The 17,321-nt window shown below is 72.1% G+C and carries 9 protein-coding genes; 6 read left to right on the top strand and 3 right to left on the bottom strand.

Annotated features, from left to right (window positions below; translation table 11 throughout):
* Nucleotides 1-85: 85 nt before the first annotated feature.
* Complete coding sequence (locus tag ACZ45O_RS07795) at nucleotides 86-997, bottom strand: hypothetical protein (RefSeq protein ID WP_464857176.1); 912 nt, start codon at nucleotides 995-997, stop codon at nucleotides 86-88.
* Between the two features lie 124 nt (nucleotides 998-1,121).
* Here ACZ45O_RS07795 and ACZ45O_RS07790 point away from each other — a divergent pair, with 124 nt between their 5' ends.
* The 6 genes from ACZ45O_RS07790 to ACZ45O_RS07765 all read left to right on the top strand — a co-directional run bounded on the left by ACZ45O_RS07790 (nucleotide 1,122) and on the right by ACZ45O_RS07765 (nucleotide 16,048).
* Entirely contained in the window at nucleotides 1,122-1,658 is a 537-nt protein-coding gene (locus tag ACZ45O_RS07790; protein ID WP_464857174.1) for a 3'-5' exonuclease, read from the top strand.
* 200 nt (nucleotides 1,659-1,858) lie between these two features.
* Entirely contained in the window at nucleotides 1,859-3,094 is a 1,236-nt protein-coding gene (locus tag ACZ45O_RS07785) for a metallophosphoesterase family protein (protein ID WP_464857172.1), read from the top strand.
* Nucleotides 3,091-6,693 carry an AAA family ATPase gene (locus ACZ45O_RS07780; RefSeq protein WP_464857170.1) on the top strand — a complete coding sequence of 1,201 codons (3,603 nt, stop codon included), beginning with the start codon at nucleotides 3,091-3,093 and terminating at the stop codon, nucleotides 6,691-6,693. Before ACZ45O_RS07785 ends, ACZ45O_RS07780 begins: the two co-directional genes overlap by 4 nt.
* A 35-nt stretch (nucleotides 6,694-6,728) precedes the next feature.
* Nucleotides 6,729-10,232, top strand: coding sequence for a helicase-exonuclease AddAB subunit AddB (addB, locus tag ACZ45O_RS07775; RefSeq protein WP_464857168.1), 3,504 nt, complete (start codon nucleotides 6,729-6,731; stop codon nucleotides 10,230-10,232).
* The gene (locus ACZ45O_RS07770) at nucleotides 10,225-14,274 is read left to right on the top strand and encodes a UvrD-helicase domain-containing protein (protein ID WP_464857166.1); all 4,050 of its coding nucleotides are present in this window, start codon (nucleotides 10,225-10,227) and stop codon (nucleotides 14,272-14,274) included. Before addB ends, ACZ45O_RS07770 begins: the two co-directional genes overlap by 8 nt.
* A gap of 145 nt (nucleotides 14,275-14,419) precedes the next feature.
* A complete protein-coding gene (locus tag ACZ45O_RS07765) occupies nucleotides 14,420-16,048 on the top strand; it encodes an aspartate:alanine exchanger family transporter (protein WP_464857164.1) in 1,629 nt (542 codons plus the stop codon).
* Here ACZ45O_RS07765 and ACZ45O_RS07760 read toward each other — a convergent pair.
* Nucleotides 15,978-16,586 carry a YkoP family protein gene (locus tag ACZ45O_RS07760; protein ID WP_464857162.1) on the bottom strand — a complete coding sequence of 203 codons (609 nt, stop codon included), beginning with the start codon at nucleotides 16,584-16,586 and terminating at the stop codon, nucleotides 15,978-15,980. The two genes, ACZ45O_RS07765 and ACZ45O_RS07760, sit on opposite strands and share 71 nt — an antisense overlap.
* The gene (locus tag ACZ45O_RS07755; RefSeq protein WP_464857160.1) at nucleotides 16,546-17,307 is read right to left on the bottom strand and encodes a polysaccharide deacetylase family protein; all 762 of its coding nucleotides are present in this window, start codon (nucleotides 17,305-17,307) and stop codon (nucleotides 16,546-16,548) included. The genes ACZ45O_RS07760 and ACZ45O_RS07755 overlap by 41 nt, the downstream gene beginning before the upstream one ends.
* Nucleotides 17,308-17,321: the final 14 nt, after the last annotated feature.

The following is a 17,321-nucleotide window of genomic DNA, read 5'->3' as shown; positions in this document are numbered from 1 at the left end:
GGGCGGCAGAAGCCCGGGCTCTCTTGGGTGACACAGTGCGGGGCCCTGGATGCCGTTGGCGGATCCGGGGCCCTTTCTGCGGCCGCTATTCCTCTCCAACCGGCTCCAGCACCACCCGCAGTTCGAGGCGGCCGGATCCGTTGACGTGTGCCGCGTAGACGGCGGCGAACTGCGGGAAACCCCGCTCCTGCGCATCGAAGACGAACTCCCGCTCAATCGTCTTCCCGGCCGGGAAGAGCATGGAGTGCACGGCCGGGCAGATCCGCCCGGGGTCCGGTCTCTCGCCGGGGAACCGCACGTGCACGAGTGATCCGCAGTCGAAGAGCAACTCGACGCCGGCGCCGCTCTTATTGGTAAGCGTGGCCCTCACGCGATACGTGTCGGCCTCTTCCCTGACGGCGACCACTTCCAGAGACAGAACATCATCCTCGGCAAAGCCCCGCAGCTCGTCCGGGAGGGGGTCGCCGGGTCGGACGCCGTTCTCCGGCGGCCCCGGTTCAGGCAATTCCGGGCCCGGCAGCCTCTCCAGCGGTGGCCGGATGGGCCGGGGCGGTGCGACGGGCGTCGGGGGCTTCACGGGCAGAGGGGGATCCTCCGGCAGGACGGGCTCCGGCACCGCCGGCACCGGCACCACAGGCGCCGGTACGGGCTTGGAAGGCGGCGTGGCGGGCGCTTCCTCACCCGGGCTACCCGGCTCCGCCGCGCCCGAAGGGCTATCCCCTGCGGGACCGGCAACAGGTTCGGCCGGCGTGGTCGAGCCGTCTGGGTGCGACGCGACAGTCTGATCAGGGTGCGGTGCCGGGGCATCCGCCGGAGCAGCGCTGTGCAGCTCGTTCGACGGCTCCGGCAGGGCGGGGATCACGTCCGGGCCCGGCCCGCCCGCCTCAGGCGCCTCTGCAGGCGCAGGCGCGGGGATGGGGACGTCGCCTCCTGCCGCGCCGCCGCAGCCGGTGAGCAGGACCAGCCCCAGCAGCCCTGTTGCAAGCGTCTTGCGCATGGTCCCTCCTCCTCTCTGTGAGATAGACGGGGGATGCGGGTCTCCCCGTTTCCGGCAGGAATCGCTGCCACTTCCAGGGAAGTCAACCGAAACGGGACTGCGAGATCCGGGAGGAGGCTGCCCCTTGCTGCACCGTCCATACGTCGTGCTGGACTTCGAGACCACCGGTCTCGCTGCATCCGACCGCGTGATCGAGATTGCGGCCGTCCGCTTCGAGCGTGGCCGAACCATCGAGTTCCACTCCCTGTGCGATCCCGGCTGCCCGCTGCCGCCGTTCATCCGGGGTCTCACCGGGCTGACCGACGCCGACCTGTGCGGCGCCCCGCCCACCACTCTGGCCATCAGGCGGCTGATGGCCGAGATCCTCCACGACGACCCGCTCCTCGTCGCCCACAACGCCTCGTTCGACCTGCGCTTCCTCAACCAGGAGCTGGCCCGGGCGGGGATGGCGCCTTTCGGCGGACCCCTCCTCTGCACCATGCAGCTCAGCCGCAGGCTCTTTCCCGGACTGCCCAGCCACAGGCTGGCGGCGCTGCTGGATTACTGGGGGATCCCGGTGGACAGGCACCACCGGGCGCTGGATGACGTGCGGGCCACCGCCGAGCTGCTGGACCGGCTGGTCGCGGCGGCGCACCAGCGGGGCATCGCGGTGGGGGGATGACACCGGCGAGCAGGATTCGCCACCCCGCCCAGGGAAGTCAAGCGAACAGGAACTGCGAGACCCACCATTTCGGCCGGCGCACGCTGGCCGGTTTCCATTGATCACCCCGCCATTCACCCGCGCGGGTGAGAGGAGAACGCGCGTTCCGAAGCGAACACATATTCCAGCTCCATCAGGCTGGTCAGAAGGAGGATGGATCGGTGCGAATCCTCCACACCGCCGACTGGCACCTGGGCCGCACCCTGGAGGGCCGCAGTCGGCAGGAAGAACACGAGAAGTTTGTGGACGAGCTCTGTACCCTGGTGCGGGATGAGGCCATCGACCTGGTGCTCATCGCCGGGGATGTCTTCGACTCCGGAAACCCCTCGGCGGCCGCCGAGGAGCTCTATTTCGACGCGCTCGCCCGGCTGGGCGAGAACGGGCGGCGGGCCGTGGTGGTGATCGCCGGCAACCACGACTCGCCCGACCGGCTCACGGCGGTCCAGCCCCTCGCCCAGCGGCACGGCGCCACGCTGTTCGGCTATCCTTACGACAACCCGGGCATCCATACCCCCGGGCCCGACCGGGTGCAGCGGGTGGCGGCGGGTCCCGGCTGGGCGGAGCTCACCGTGCCGGGGGTGGACCACCCGGCGGTGATCCTGGCGCTATCCTACCCCTCGGAGTCCCGGCTGAAGCAGCTGATCGCGGACACCCTGGGTGAGGAGGAGCTTCAGCGCTCCTACTCCGACCAGGTGAAGAGCTGGCTGGCCGCTGCCTCGCAGCGGTTCCGGCCGGACGCCGTGCGCCTGGTCGCCAGCCACCTCTACATGGCCGGCGGCGAGGAGTCCGACACGGTTGAGCGGCCCATCCAGATGGGCGGAGCCTACACGGTCTACCCCAGCGCGGTGCCCGGCGGGACGCAGTACGTGGCCCTGGGCCACCTGCACCGGCCGCAGGAGATTCACGGCGCCCCGGCCGTCACGCGCTACTCGGGGTCGCCGCTCTCCTTCTCCTTCCACGAGACGGGGTACGTGAAGGGCGTGACCATCGTGGAGGTGACGCCGGGCGATCCCGCGCCGGCGGTGCGGCAGGTGCCCATCTCCGCCGGCCGGCCGCTGGTGCGCTGGATCGCCGAGGAGGGCCTGGCCCAGGTGGAGCGCTGGGTGGAGGAGGGGAGGGACCCCGCGGCGTGGATATCCCTGGACGTCCACGTGGAGCACCCCCTCACCCTCGAGCAGGTCCACCGCCTGCGGACGATGCGGCCGGAGTTCGTGCACATCCGGGCGGTCCTCCCGGCGGAGGCCGAGGTGGCCGCAGCCCGGGAGACCGAGCGGCTCGGGGTGGACGAGCAGTTCGCCCGCTTCTACACGCAGGTGCGGGGCGGTCCGCCCGCGCCTGAACTCGTCCGGCTCTTCCTCGAGCTGGTGAACGACCAGGACGAGGAGGTGGAGGCATGAGGCCCATCCGGCTGGAGTTTGCCGGGCTGCAGAGCTACCGGGAACCACAGGAGATCGACTTCGGCGAGCTGATGGGCGCCGGCCTCTTCGGCATCTTCGGGCCGACGGGGGCGGGCAAGTCCACCATCCTCGACGCGATCACCCTGGCCCTGTACGGCCGCGTCGAGCGGACCCGGGGCACCATGGGCATCATGAACCAGAACGAGAACCGGCTCTGGGTGAAGTTCACCTTCGCCCTGGGCGGTACGGAATACCGGGTGGAGCGCAGCTACCGGCGGGAGAAGGACACGCCGTCGATCCGCAGCGAGCACGCCCGGCTGGTGCGGGTGCGCCCCGAAGGCGATGAGGTTATGGCCGACCGGGAGCGGGACGTCACCCAGCAGGTCACGGACCTTCTGGGGCTCCAGCTGGACGACTTCACCCGCGCCGTGGTCCTGCCGCAGGGGCAGTTTGCCGAGTTCCTGAAGCTGACCGGGGCCCGGCGCACCGAGATGCTGCAGCGCATCTTCGCCCTCACCCAGTACGGCGATGTGCTGAACCAGCGGCTGAAGCGGCGGGTGGAAGCCGTGGAGCGCCAGCTGGAGGCGGTGAACGGCGAGCAGAAAGGGCTGGGCGACGCCTCGGCTGAGGCCGTGGCCGAGGCCGAGGAGGCCCTGCGCCAGGTCGCGGAGGCCCTGGAGGAAGCCGAGCGGCATCTGGCCGACACCGAAGCCCAGGTGAAGGTGTGGGAGCGGGTCTGGCAGCAGCAGCAGGAGCTGGCCCAGGTGGCGCAGGAGCTGGCCCGGTGGGAGGCGCAGGCGCCGGACGCGGATGCCGCCCGGGCGGAGCTGGACGCCGCCCGGCGGGCCGATGCGGTGCGGCCGCACCTGGATGCCCGCGATCAGGCCGCGGCCGCGGCCCATCAGGCTGAGCAGGGCGCCGCGCTGGCCGAGCAGCGGCTGCAGGATGCGCAGGCGGAGGTCGCCCGCGCGGCCCGGGCGTACGCGGCGGCCCGCCAGCGCCGCCTGGAGGAGGCTCCGGCCCTCACCCGCAGGCAGGCGGACCTGCAGCGGGCGGTCGAACTGGAGGGCGGCCTGGAGCCGACGCGCCGCAAGTTGGCTGACGGGAAAGCTCAGGTGGCCGAGATGCGGGCCAGGTACGACAGGATCGACCACGAGATCAAACAGGGCGAGGCGCGCCTGGGGACGATGCGCACACAGATCGCCGAGTTGGAGGAACGGGTTGCCCAGCTGGAGGTTCCGCCCGAGTTGCGGAACCGGGTCACCGATGCGCACCGCATGCTGGACAGGCTGAGGGAGGCCGAGCGGTCCCTGGAGCAGGCTGAACAACGGTTCAGGCAGCGGATGGAGGAGCTGGCCCGGGCCCAGCGGGAGGCCGAGCGGGCTGAAGCGATGCGCGCCGAGGCCGAGCAGCGGCTGCAGCAGGTGGAGACCGAGCTCGCACGGCTGGAGGCCGAACCGCCGGCGGACGAGGCCGATCTGCAGGCTCACGGGGCGTGGCTGGGCCGGGCCGGGGAGCAGATCCGCACCCTGATGGAGCTGGCGGCGCAGTGCGCCCAGCGGCAGGCCGAGCTGGATGCCCGCACACGGGAGTGCGAGGAGGCGACGGCCCGTCTCCGCCAGGCCGTCGCCGATGAGGAGCGGCAGCGGGAAGCGCTGGCGGCCGCGCAGCAGGCGTGGGAATCGGCGAGGGCCGCCGTCGCCGCGGCCCGGCAGCGGGCGCACGCGGCGGCGCTGGCCAGGGCGCTGGAACCGGGCCAGCCCTGTCCGGTCTGCGGATCGCGGGAGCACCCCCATCCTGTTGGCGTGGAGGCTGCCACCGACCTGGAGGCTGAGGAGACGGAGCTGGAGCAGGCGGCCGCGCGCCTGCGGGCAGCCGAATCGGCGTTGGGCCGGGCTTCGGAGCGGCGGCTCGCGACCGAGGAGGAGGCGGCTGCAGCAGCCCGCCGGCGCGCCGACGCCGAACAGGCTCTGGCGGAGGTCCGGCAGGTTCTGGAGGGCGCCCGGGAGCGGCTGCCCGCGGCCTGGCGCGCCCTGCCTGTGGCGGAACTGGAGGATGCCCTCGCCCGGGACGCAGCCGACCACGATGCGCGCGCCCGGCGCTTTGCCGAGTGGCGGCGTCAGGTGGACAGCCTGCGGCAGCAGCGGCAGGAATGCAGGGATGCGCTCTACGCTGCGGCCAGCGATGCCCGGGAGCGGCAGGCCGCGGTCAGCCATGCGGAGCAGGCCCTGGTTGATGTCCGGTCCGAAGCGGACGCGTTGCGGTCGGCCGTTGACAGGTGCACCCGCGACTTCGACGCGGCGCGGGGCGATCTGGATGCCGCGGGCGTGGAGGCCGCCGTGCAGAGCATCCGGGAGGCAGACGAGCGGCTGGCGGTCCGGCGGCGGAGGCTGATCGAGATCCGCACCGAGTACCACGATGTGGAGAACATGGTGGGGCAGTTCCGCCAGGAAGCGACCGAGCTTGCCGAGCAGCTGCACCGGATCGAGGTCCTGTACGCCCAGGCGCTTCAGCAGTACGAAGCGTCCGCGGCGGAATGGCAGCGTCTGTCCGGCGGCCGGCCGGCAGCGCCCCAGCTGGTTGCCGTCGAGGCGGCCCTGGCCAGGCTGGAGCAGGATGAGGAGCAGGCGGCGGCCGCACGGGAGCGGGCGGAGCGGGCCCGCAGCCAGGCCGAGGCGGCACGGGCCGCGGCCCGCAGGGAGCTGGAGATGGCCCGCCGGCGGGCCGTGGAGACCGACGCAGCGCTGGCGGAGGCCCTGGCGGCAGCCGGGTTCGCTTCCGCGGAGGAGGCCCGAGGGGCGCTCCGCCCTGCAGAGCGGCAGGCGGCGCTCGACGGGCTGATTCGGCGCTACGAGCAGGAGGGGGAGCGGCTGAAGGGGCGGCAGGCGGCCCTGCAGCAGCAGCTGGCCGGGCGGAGCCTCAGCCCCGAGGCCTGGCAGGGCTGGTTGGAGCGGTTGGAGCAGGCCCGCCAGATCGCCGCCCGGCAGCGGGAGGAGCGGGCGCGGGCGATGCAGATCCGCGACGACCTGCTCGCCAAGCAGCAGCGGTGGCAGGAGCTGGAGGAGCAGCGGCTCGACCTCACCACGCAGCTCGGCCATCTGGAAGAGCTGCGCAAGGTCCTGAAGGGCAACGCCTTCGTGAACTTCATGGCCCAGGAGAAGATGGAGCGGGTGGCGCTGGATGCCTCCCGGCGTCTGCGGAAACTCACCCGGGACCGCTACGCCCTGGAGACGGCGCCCGACGGCAGCTTCCTCGTCCGGGACGAGACCAACGGCGGCGCCCTCCGCTCGGTCAGCACGCTGTCCGGCGGCGAGACCTTCCTGGCCTCGCTGTCGCTTGCCCTGGCGCTCTCGGCCCAGATTCAGCTGCACGGGCACTATCCCCTGGAGTTCTTCTTCCTGGACGAGGGCTTCGGCACCCTCGACCCGGAGCTGTTGGACGTGGTCATCTCGACCCTGGAGCGGCTGCACTTCGACCGGCTGAACGTCGGGGTGATCAGCCACGTGGCCGAGCTGCGCAACCGGCTCCACCGCCGGGTGATCGTGGAGCCGGCGGAGCCCGGCGGTCGCGGCAGCCGTCTGCGCCTGGAGCGGGCGTAGGGACCGTGCAGCACGACGCGAAGGAGGTCCGAACCATGGGCGTGCGCTTCATCATCGGCAGTGCCGGCTCGGGCAAGAGTCAGCGCTGCCTCGACGAGCTCGCGGAGGCGGCGCAGGCAGCCCCGTCAGGCCCGCCGCTGATCCTGCTGGTGCCCGAGCAGGCCACGTTCCAGGTGGAACAGGCCCTGCTGGGCAGCGGACGGCTGCGCGGCATCATGCGGGCGCAGGTGCTCTCGTTCCAGCGGCTGGCCTGGCGCGTCTCCCTGAAGGTCGGCGGCCTCAGCCTGCCGCCGCTCAGCGACCTGGGCAAGCAGATGGTGCTGCGCGCACTGCTGGAGGAGAACCGGAAAGAACTCCGCCTCTTCCACCAGGTGGCGGACAAGCCCGGCTTCATCGAGCGGGTGGCCGGCTCCATCCGGGAGCTGCGCAGCTTCCGGCAGGGGCCGGAGAGCCTGCGGCGGCAGCTGGACCAGCTGCAGGCCGAGGGGCTGGGCGAGACCGCGCTGGGGGCGAAGCTGCACGACCTCGCGCTGGTGATGGGCGAGCTGCAGACATACATTCAGGGCAAGTTCACGGATCCCGACGATTACCTGACCGTCCTCGCGGCGCGGCTTGAGGAGAGCCGGCTCCTGGAGGAAGCCGAGGTCTGGGTCGACGGCTTCAACGGCTTCACGCCCCAGGAGCTGGCGGTGCTCGGCGCTGTCATGCGCTCGGCCCGGCAGGTCCACATCACCCTCTGCATCGCGCCCGGGCAGCTGTACAAAGCCGGGGGGCATCACTCCCCGGCGGATCTGTTCCACCCGGTGCTGACGACGTACGACCAGCTGGTGCAGCTTGCGGAAGAGAGCGGCGTCACCGTGGATCCGCCCCTTCTGCTGACCGAAGCGCCCCGGTTCCGGCACGCCCCGGAACTGGCCCACGTCGAGAAGTACCTGTTCCGGCGGTCGGCTGAGGCCTGGCAGGGCGCCCCTGCCCGCATCCGCCTGGTGGAGGCGCAGAACCGCCGGGAGGAGGTGGCGGCGGCGGCCCGGGAGATCCTGCGGCTCGTCCGGGAGGAGGGGCTCCGCTACCGGGAGATCGCCGTCATCGCACGCAACCTGGACGGCTACGGCGACCTCGCGGCCACCATCTTCGCCGAGCACGGCATCCCGGCGTTCATCGACCGGCGGCGCACCGTGGCGCACCATCCGCTGGTCGAGCTGCTCAGGTCTGCCCTGGAGGTGGTGCTGCAGGACTGGGCGTACGGCCCCGTCTTCCGGTACCTGAAGACCGACCTGGCCGGCGCCGCCCGCGCCGAGATCGACCTGCTGGAGAACTATGTGATCGAACACGGGATCCGCGGCCGCGCCTGGCAGCAGCCCGATCCCTGGCAGTACCTGCGCCGGTACACGCTGGAGGAGGAGACCGTCGTCGCCGGCCCGGGCCAGAAGGCCCTGCTGGAGGAGATCCACCGCATCCGCAGCCGGGTCACGGCCCCGCTGCTGGCCTTCCAGCGCCGCATCGAGCGCCGGGGCCGGCCCGGGCCCACCGTGCGCGAGCTCACCACCTTCCTCTTCCAGCTCCTGGCGGACCTGAAGGTTGCCCGCCAGCTGGAGGCGTGGAAGGCCGAGGCCGAAGCGCGCGGGGACCTGGAGACCGCCCGGGAGCACGAGCAGGTCTGGACCCGGGTGCTGGAGCTGTTCGACCAGATCGTGGAGGGGCTGGGCGACCAGGTGCTGAGTCCGAAGGTCTACCTGCAGGTGCTGAGCGCGGGGCTGGACGGCCTGAAGCTGGGCCTGATCCCCCCGGGCCTGGACCAGGTGATCGTCGGCACGGTGGAACGCAGCCGCCACGCCGGCGTGCGGGCCACCCTGATCCTGGGCGCCACCGAGAAGGACTTCCCGCCCCAGCCGGCGGAGGACGCCATCTTCACCGACCGCGAGCGGGAGCAGCTGAAGCGGGACGGGCTCGACGTGGGGCCCACCAGCCTGGAACGGCTCTTCCAGGAGCAGTTCCTCACCTACGTCGCGCTGACCCGCGGGTCCGACTACCTGTGGATCAGCCACCCCCTGGCGGATGAGGACGGCCGGGCGACGGCCCCTTCGCCGGTGATCAGCCGCCTGCGCCGGCTGTTCCCCGACCTGAGGCCCCTCCCGGCCGTGCCGGCGGCGCCGGACGCGGAGGCCGCGGTCGAACTGGTGACGACCCCGCGGCAGCTTGCGGCCCTCGTGGCCAGGGCCCTGCGGCAGGCGCGGTCGGGCTATGCCGTCGAGCCTTACTGGCTCGACCTCTACCAGTGGATCGTCAGCGACCCGGAACTCCAGGAGGACTGCGCCTCCATCCTGGCCGCCGTGGGCTACGAGGAGTGGCTCCGCCGCCGCGGGGCGCCGCTGGGGCCTGACCTGGCCCGGCTCCTGTACGGCGACCGGCTGGTCACCAGCGTGAGCCGCCTGGAGTCGTTCCTGGCGTGCCCGTTCCGCCACTTCGCCGGCTACGCCCTGCGGCTGCAGGAGCGTGCGGAGTTCACCGTCAGCGCGCCGGAGTTCGGCCTCTTCTACCACGCGGCGCTCTCGCTGTTCGTGCGGGAACTGGAAGCGGAAGGGCTGCAGTGGGACACACTGACCCCAGATGAGGCGCTGCAGCGGATGAGCGGCATCATCGACCGGCTGGCGCCGCGCCTCTCCGGCGAGATCCTGCTCTCCAGCCCCCAGCACCGCTACCTGCTCAGGGTGATCCGCCGGACGCTGCACTCGTCGCTGGCCTACCTGGGCGAGCACGTGATTCACGGGGAGTTCCGCCCGGTGGCCGTGGAGGTTCCCTTCGGCGAGGGGACCGACGGCCTGCCGCCGGTGGCCGTCGACCTGCCGGGCGGAGAACGGGTGCTGCTGCGCGGCCGCATCGACCGGGTGGACGCGCTGCAGGCCCCCGACGGCCGCTGGTACGTGCGGGTCATTGACTACAAGTCGAGCAGGCACGACCTCAGGCTGGGCGAGTTCTACCACGGCCTGGCCCTGCAGCTCCTGCTCTACCTCCTGGCGGTGGTGGAGGGCGGTGAGCCCCTGCTGCCCGGGACGCGGGTCCCCGCCGGCGCGCTCTACTTCCCGGTGTACGACCCGCTGGAGCGGGTCCCGGCCCCGATTCCGCCGGATGAGGTGCGCCGGCTCAGGCGCAAGCGGTTCCAGGCCCGGGGGCTGGTGAGCGACAGCCCGGACGTCATCCGGGCGATGGACGTCGCGGGGCTGGGGCTCATCCCGGCGAAGCTGAACAAGGACGGCAGTGTGCGCAAGAACTCGCCGGTGGCCAGCCAGGACCAGTTCGGCCTGCTCTTCGCCCACCTGAAGCAGGTCGTGCGGGCGTGCGGCGAGCAGATCCTGCAGGGGGAGGCCAGGGTGGCCCCGTTCCGGCTGGGCCAGCAGACCGCCTGCGCGTACTGCCCGTTCCACCCGGTCTGCCAGTTCGATCCGGCCGTTGAGGCGCAGGAGTACCGGCGGCTGGAGAAGATGGACGCCCCCGCCGTCTGGCAGCGGGTGGCGGCCTCGGGAGGTGAGGGCGATGTCTGAGGTGCGCTGGACCCCGGAGCAGGAGCAGGCGATCGCGGCCCGCGGGACCGACGTCCTGGTGGCGGCGGCGGCCGGCTCCGGCAAGACCGCCGTCCTCGTGGAGCGGATCATCCGGCGGCTGGTGGACGAGCGCGACCCCCTCGACGTGGACGAGCTGCTGGTGGTCACCTTCACGGAGGCGGCAGCCACGGAGATGCGGGACCGCATCGGCGCCGCGCTTCAGGAAGCCCTGGCCAGGGATCCCGAGAACGAGCGGCTCCAGCGGCAGTTGGCGCTGCTGGGGCGCGCGGCCATCAGCACCCTGCACAGCTTCTGCCTGAGCCTCGTCCGCCAGTACTTCTACCGCCTGGGGCTCGATCCGGCGGTCACCGTGATGGGGGAGCACGAGGCCCTTCTGCTGCGCCACGAGGTGCTGGACGAGCTGTTCGCCCGCCGCTTCGATGAGGAGGAGGACGGACCGTTCCACGCGCTGGTGGACCGCTACGGGGGCGGCCGGGACGACGAGGGGCTGCGGAAGCTGGTTCTGGCCATCTACGACCACATGCAGGCCCTGCCCTGGCCCGAGGAATGGCTCGCGGAGAGCCTCGCGCGGTTTGACGTGCCGCCGGGCGCGGCCATTGAGGACCTGCCCTGGTGGCCGCCGCTGCAGCGGCGGATTCGGCTGGAGCTGGAGCTGGCGGCCGACGCGCTGGCCGCCGCCCGGCAGCTGGCCGGCCGCCCCGGCGGCCCCGCCGCGTACGCCGATGTGCTGGCCGCCGAGGAGCAGGCGATCCGGGCCGCCGCCGCGGGCGCGCAGACCGCTTCCTACCAGGAGCTGGCCCGGGCGGTAGAGGCCATCGCCTTCGAACGGCTGCCCGGGACGAAGCGGGGCGAGGTGGACGAGGAGCTGAAGAAGGCGGTCTCCAAGCTGCGGGACCAGGCGAAGAAAGCGGTGCGCACCGTGCAGGACCGCTGGTTCTGCCGGACGGCCGACCAGTGGCTGGACGACCTGCGGGCCGTCGCGCCGCACCTGCGCACGCTGGGCGAGGTGGTGCGGGAGTTCGGCGAGGCCTTCCGGGAGGCGAAGGCCGCCCAGTCCGCCATCGACTTCAACGACCTGGAGCGGTTCGCGCTGCAGCTCCTCCGGGATCCCGCATCCACCCCCGGGCGGCTGGTCCCCTCCGACGTCGCCCGGGATCTGCGGCTGCGCTACCGGGAGATCCTGGTGGACGAGTACCAGGACATCAACGGGGTTCAGGACGCCATTCTGACCCTGGTCGCCCGCGGCGGGGAGGAGGGGCCGCCCAACCGGTTCATGGTGGGCGACGTGAAGCAGTCCATTTACCGGTTCCGCCACGCCGACCCCGGCCTGTTCCTGGCCAAGTACGCCGCGTACAGGCCCTGGTGCGGAGCGCCCGATCCCGGCGGGGCCGGCGCCCGCATCGTGCTGGGCGCGAACTTCCGCAGCCGGGAGGGCGTGGTGGATGCCGTCAACTTCATCTTCCGGCAGATCATGACCGCTGAGGCCGGCGAACTCGACTACGACAAGGACGCCGAGCTCGTTTACCGGGCCGGCTACCCGCCACTGCCCGGCGGCGAGTCCGGGGAGGCTGCGGAGCCGCCCGTGGAGCTGCACCTGCTGGATGGCGAAGCGCTGGCCGGAGGGGAGGAGGACGCCCCGGCTGGCGACGGTGAGGCGTTCCCTGCCGGCGCCGGGGCGGATGATGACGGCACGTCCGGCGACCCGGCCGCGGCTGCCGCGGCCGAGCTCGCCGACCTGACGGCGATGGAGCGGGAGGCCCGGTTCATCGCCTCCCGCATCCGGGCGATGGTGGACGGCACCGACGGCGAGCCGCCGGTGCAGGTGTGGGACCGGAAGCTGAAGACGTACCGGCCCCTGCGGTACCGGGACATCGTCATCCTGCTCCGGGCGACGACCGGCCGGGTCAACACGGTGATCGAGGTGCTCAGCCAGGCCGGCATTCCCGCCTACGGCCAGATGGCCACCGGCTACTTCCAGGCCACCGAGGTGCAGGTCTTCCTCAGCCTGCTGCAGATCCTCGACAACCCCCGGCAGGACATCCCGCTGGCGGCTGTGCTGCACTCCCCCATCGTCGGCCTGTCGGCTGCAGATCTGGCGCGCATCCGTCTGGCGGCGCCCAGGGGGTCGTTCTACGACGCCCTCGTGGCGGCGGCGGCACCGGAGTGGCCGCCTGCTGCGGCCCCGGCATCGGCACCGGGTTCGGCGGCGGAGTTGGAACCCGCGGCGGCGACCTCGGTGGCGGGCGGAGAATGGCGCGAGGCTGCAGCCACCGCGGAAGCGACCCTGGCCGACCCGGGCGCGGCCGGTCAGACTGCGTCGGGGCTGGAACGCGTGCTGGCGGGGTTCCTCGCGGCCCTGGACCGCTGGCGCACCCTGGCCCGCCGGCGGCCCCTCAGCCAGGTCGTCTGGCAGATCTTCCAGGAGACCGGCTATCTGCACTACGTGAGCGGCATGCCCGGCGGGGCGCAGCGGCAGGCGAACCTCCTGGTCCTGTACGAGCGGGCCCGGGAGTTCGACCAGTTCGCCCGCCAGGGGCTGTTCCGGTTCCTGCGCTTCATCGAGCGGCTCCAGGCGGAGAAGGCCGACATGGGCACCGCCCCCGCGCTCGGCGAGGGCGAGGACGTCGTGCGGATCATGTCGATTCACAAGAGCAAGGGGCTGGAGTTCCCGGTGGTCTTCGTGGCCGGGCTGGGCAGCAGGTTCTCCGACCAGGACCTGCGGGGCGACCTGCTGCTGGAGCGGGGGCTGGGGTTCGGCCCCCAGGTGGTGGATCCGGACACGCGGCTGAAGTACCCGACGCTGGCCTACCACGCGGTGCGGGAGGCCACCCGCCTCGCCAACCTGGCGGAGGAGTTGCGCGTGCTTTACGTGGCCCTCACCCGGGCGCGGGAGCGCCTCGTGCTCGTCGGCAGCGTCGACAGTCTGCGGGCCCGCTGTGCGCGCTGGGCCCGGGGGACCGCGGCGCCGGGCTGGCCCCTGCCCGAATCGCTCCTCCTCTCAGCGGAGGGGTATCTGGACTGGATCGGCCCGGCCGTCATGCGCCACGCGGGCGGCGAACCGCTCAGGGATCTCGCCGGCGATGCCGCCGGGACCGGCGCGGCCGGCCTGAACCCCGAGATCGCAGGCGATGCCTCCCGCTGGGCGGTCACGATCTGGGACCAGGGGTCGCTCCAGCAGCTGCTGCAGCCTGCGGGGGAGGAGGCGCCGCCGGCCCTGGACTGGGCGCGCATCGGGGCCGCGGAACCGCTGGACCGGCCCCTGGACGAGGCTCTGGGCGATGCCCTGCGCGGCCGCTTCGGCTGGCGCTACCCGTTCGAGCCGGTGGTGCGCCGGTTCGGCAAGCTGTCGGTCACCGAACTGAAGGGCTACTTCGATCCGGACGCCGAGGCGCCCGGGGAGCAGCTTGTGCCCCAGGACGAGGGAGGCGCCCCAGCTGGGCAGGAGGCGCCGGCCACCGGCTTCACGAGCCGCCCCCGGTTCCTGCAGGAGGACCGGCGGACGCTCTCGCCCGCGGAGCGGGGCACCGTGGCCCACCTGGTCATGCAGCACCTCGATCTCTCCCGCCCGCTGGATGCGGAAGGCGTGCGGCAGCAGGTGGCAGAGATGGAGGCCCGGGATCTGCTAACCCGGCAGCAGGCGGACGTCGTGGACGTGGAGGCCATCGCGGACTTCTTCGCGTCGCCTCTGGGCAGGCGCATCCTGCAGGCGCCGGGCCGGATCAGCCGGGAACTGGCCTTCACCCTGGCCGTGCCGGCCAGGGAGGTCTACAACGACCTGCCGCCGGAGGTCGCCGCGGACGACGTGGTCATCGTGCAGGGGATGATCGACCTGCTGCTGGCGGAGGAGGACGGGTACGTGCTGGTGGACTACAAGACCGACCGGCGCGACCCCGAGCAGGCGGCCCGGCGCTACGTGACCCAGATCCGCTTCTACCGGCAGGCGGTCGAGGAGATACTCGGCCGGCCGGTGAAGGAGGCCTACCTGCACTTCCTGGCGAGCCGGCAGTCTGTTCTCATGTAAGATCGCCCCCCTGGCTTCAGTGAGGCGTGGGCACACCCGACCGGGTTTGCTGACGTGGATGGAGCAGGAAGAAGGGGGAGCCGGTGTCTAAGTTAGTGGTTCGCAACCCGAAGTAATCATGATTCCCCTGGAGGCTCCATTCGCAATGCTGAGTATTCTGCAAGAGAATCCGCTACTGTTGCTCTTCATCGTCGCCGGGATCGGCTATCCGCTGGGGCGCGTCCGCATCGGCGGGGTGCACCTGGGCGTGGCCGCGGTCCTGTTCGTCGGGCTCTTTTTCGGCGCGCTCGACCCCGACCTGAAGCTGCCGGAGATCGTCTACGAGTTCGGACTGGCCCTGTTTGTCTACTGCGTCGGTCTCAGCAGCGGCCCCGGTTTCATCCGTTCGCTGCGGGGGAAGGGCATAGGTTACAACCTGCTGTCGGTGGGCGCGATCCTGCTGGCTGCGCTCCTGCTGCTCATTCCGCACTACCTGCTGCACATGCGGCCCGCCGAGACGGCCGGCGTCTTTGCCGGCGTGCTCACCACCACGCCGGCCCTGGCGGCTGCGGTGGAGTATCTGGCGCGGACCGGGGCGGCAGGGCAGGTGGCCGATCCGGTGGTGGGCTATTCCATCGCCTACCCGGCGAGCGTTCTCGGGGTCATCCTGGCCATCTACCTGGCCGAGCGGTTCTTCCGCATCGACTATCAGGCGGAGGCCCGCACACTGAAGGACGTTCCGGGCGTGTCGCCGGACATCACCTGCTGGACGCTGCGGGTGGAACGGCCCGAGGCGGTTCAGCGGACGATCGCCGACCTGGTGGCCGAGCACAAGCTGGACGTGGTGTTCGGCCGGATCCGGCGGGGCGAACACGCCGAGGTCGTGAGCTGGGAGAGCCACCTGGAGGAGGGCGACCTGGTCACCACCGTCGGCACGGAAGAACAGCTGAAGCGGGCCGTGGAGGTGATCGGCCCCGTCAGCGAAATTCAGGCCGACCTCGACCGCTCCGAGGTGGACATGCGGGAGGTCTTCGTCTCCAACCCCGACGTCGCCGGGCGCACCCTCCGAGAGCTCAACCTGCCCAACCGCTTCGGGGCGGTGGTGTCGCGGGTCTGGCGCGGCGACCTGCAGCTCTTGCCCTATGCCGACATGCCGCTGGAGCTGGGCGACCGCGTGCGGGTGCTGTCCCGCCGTGAGCGCCAGCAGGAGGTGGCCGAGTACCTGGGCGACTCGTACCGGGCCATCTCCGAGATCGACATCGCCGTCCTCGGGTTCGGCATGGCCCTGGGCATCGGGCTCGGCCTCGTGCCCATCCCGCTGCCCGGGGGCATCACCGTGCGGCTGGGGCTGGCCGGAGGGCCCTTGATCGTCGCCCTGTTCCTGGGTGCGCGGCAGCGGACCGGCCCCCTGGTGTGGGTGCTGCCGTACAGCGCGAACCTGCTGCTCCGGCAGCTGGGGCTGACCATCTTCCTGGCCGCCGTGGGCACGCGGTCCGGCTACGAGTTCGCCCAGATGCTCACCCAGGTGCGCGGGTGGGCGATCCTGGGGGCCAGCCTGGCGGTCATCGTGCTGGTGGCCTGGGCGATGCTCTACGTGGGCTACCGGTGGCTGCGCATCCCCATGGGGCTGCTGACCGGCATGGTGGCGGGCATGCAGACCCAGTCGGCCACCCTGGGGTTTGCCCTGGACCAGGCCGGGAACGACCTGCCCACCGTAGGGTACGCTACGGTGTATCCGGTGGCGATGGTGGTGAAGATCGTTCTGCCCCCGGTTCTGCTGGCTCTGCTGACCTAGCGGGCCGCGCCATGGCCCGCAGCCGGGCCATGGGCAGGAAGATCTCGCGGGCGACCAGCGCCTCGTCGCGCTGCTGCAGGCGGCCGGCGCCGTCGGGATGGTACGCGGCCAGCAGCCGGCGCATGTACCAGGTGGCGAGCCGGCCGAAGGGGCCGGAGGCGGGCGCGGACACCGCGAAGCCCAGGGCGTCGAGCCCGCGGTGCAGCACGGTCAGCCCCCAGAGGCCGGCGGCTTTCGCCAGGGCGGGATCCGATTCCGCCGCCCGGGCGAGCGCGCGCAGGTCGGCCAGCAGCGCCCGCCGGAGCCAGAGGATCCGCCGGTGCGGGCTGGCGCCCGCCGTCGTCTCGGCGAGGCGCCGGCTGTCCAGGTGCAGCTCCAGCACCAGGTCGCCGGGGCGCAGGGCCGCGCCATCCTGCGCGACGATGCCCCGCCCGCGGTAGCGGCGCAGGGCGTAGCCGAGAACGCCCTCCGGGCGGGCGGGGCGGATGCCGAGAAACCTACGGACGATGCGATCCCACGTTCTGACCAGGCGGCGCATGCGACAGCCCCCTTCCCGCCGGCGCGAGCAATTCTGAGAGACTGACCAGCGAGAGCCCCTTGCGCCGCAGCCCCGTGATGAGCCGGGGCAGGGCCTGCGCCACCACCGCCGGCGCGTCGGGCCGTGAGCCCGGCCCCGCGGCGTCGTGCAGCAGGAGCACGGTGCCCGGTCCGGCGCTCTGCATGGCGTCCACGTAGATGGAGTTCGCCGTGGTGGACCGGGACCATTCGGCCACGTAGAGAGACCAGACCACGGGGATGAGGTTGTGGCGCCGGGCCGCGAGCCCGGTCCACAGGTTGAAGATGCCCCAGGGCGGCCGGTAGTAACGGGGCCGCCGCTGGAGGATATCGGTCAGGATCCGGACGGTCGCCCCCACGTCGGTGAGGGTGGCCCGCAGGCCCTGGAGGGCGGGCACCCGGTGCCGGTACCCGTGCACCCCCACCTCGTGGCCGGCGTCGGCCACCTGCCGCACCAGGTCGGGGTGCGCCTCGGCGCGGCTGCCCAGCATGAAGAACGTCGCCGGGACGCCGAAGCGGTCCAGGATCTCCAGTATCCGCGGGGTCCAGACCGGGTCGGGCCCGTCATCGAAGGTGAGCGCGACCTGCGGCAGGGCGGCGGGCAGCCGTTTCAGCACACGGCTGAACCCCGTCCGCGCCAGCAGTGTGGGCAGTCCGGCGTAACCGAAGAGGGTCAGGAGCAGCAGGGTGAGCGGATCCGACATGCGCGTTCCCCCTT

Source organism: Symbiobacterium turbinis (assembly GCF_055383075.1).
Note: the sequence above shows the minus strand (reverse complement) of the source record. Positions and strands in the feature narration are given on the sequence as shown.

Bases quoted from the DNA above. Each gene is read 5' to 3' on its own strand.
- ACZ45O_RS07755 (WP_464857160.1), bottom strand. From the start codon at position 17,307: ATGTCGGATCCGCTCACCCTGCTGCTCCTGACCCTCTTCGGTTACGCC.
- ACZ45O_RS07795 (WP_464857176.1), bottom strand. From the start codon at position 997: ATGCGCAAGACGCTTGCAACAGGGCTGCTGGGGCTGGTCCTGCTCACC.
- addB (WP_464857168.1), top strand. From the start codon at position 6,729: ATGGGCGTGCGCTTCATCATCGGCAGTGCCGGCTCGGGCAAGAGTCAG.
- ACZ45O_RS07760 (WP_464857162.1), bottom strand. From the start codon at position 16,586: ATGCGCCGCCTGGTCAGAACGTGGGATCGCATCGTCCGTAGGTTTCTC.
- ACZ45O_RS07780 (WP_464857170.1), top strand. From the start codon at position 3,091: ATGAGGCCCATCCGGCTGGAGTTTGCCGGGCTGCAGAGCTACCGGGAA.
- ACZ45O_RS07765 (WP_464857164.1), top strand. From the start codon at position 14,420: ATGCTGAGTATTCTGCAAGAGAATCCGCTACTGTTGCTCTTCATCGTC.
- ACZ45O_RS07770 (WP_464857166.1), top strand. From the start codon at position 10,225: ATGTCTGAGGTGCGCTGGACCCCGGAGCAGGAGCAGGCGATCGCGGCC.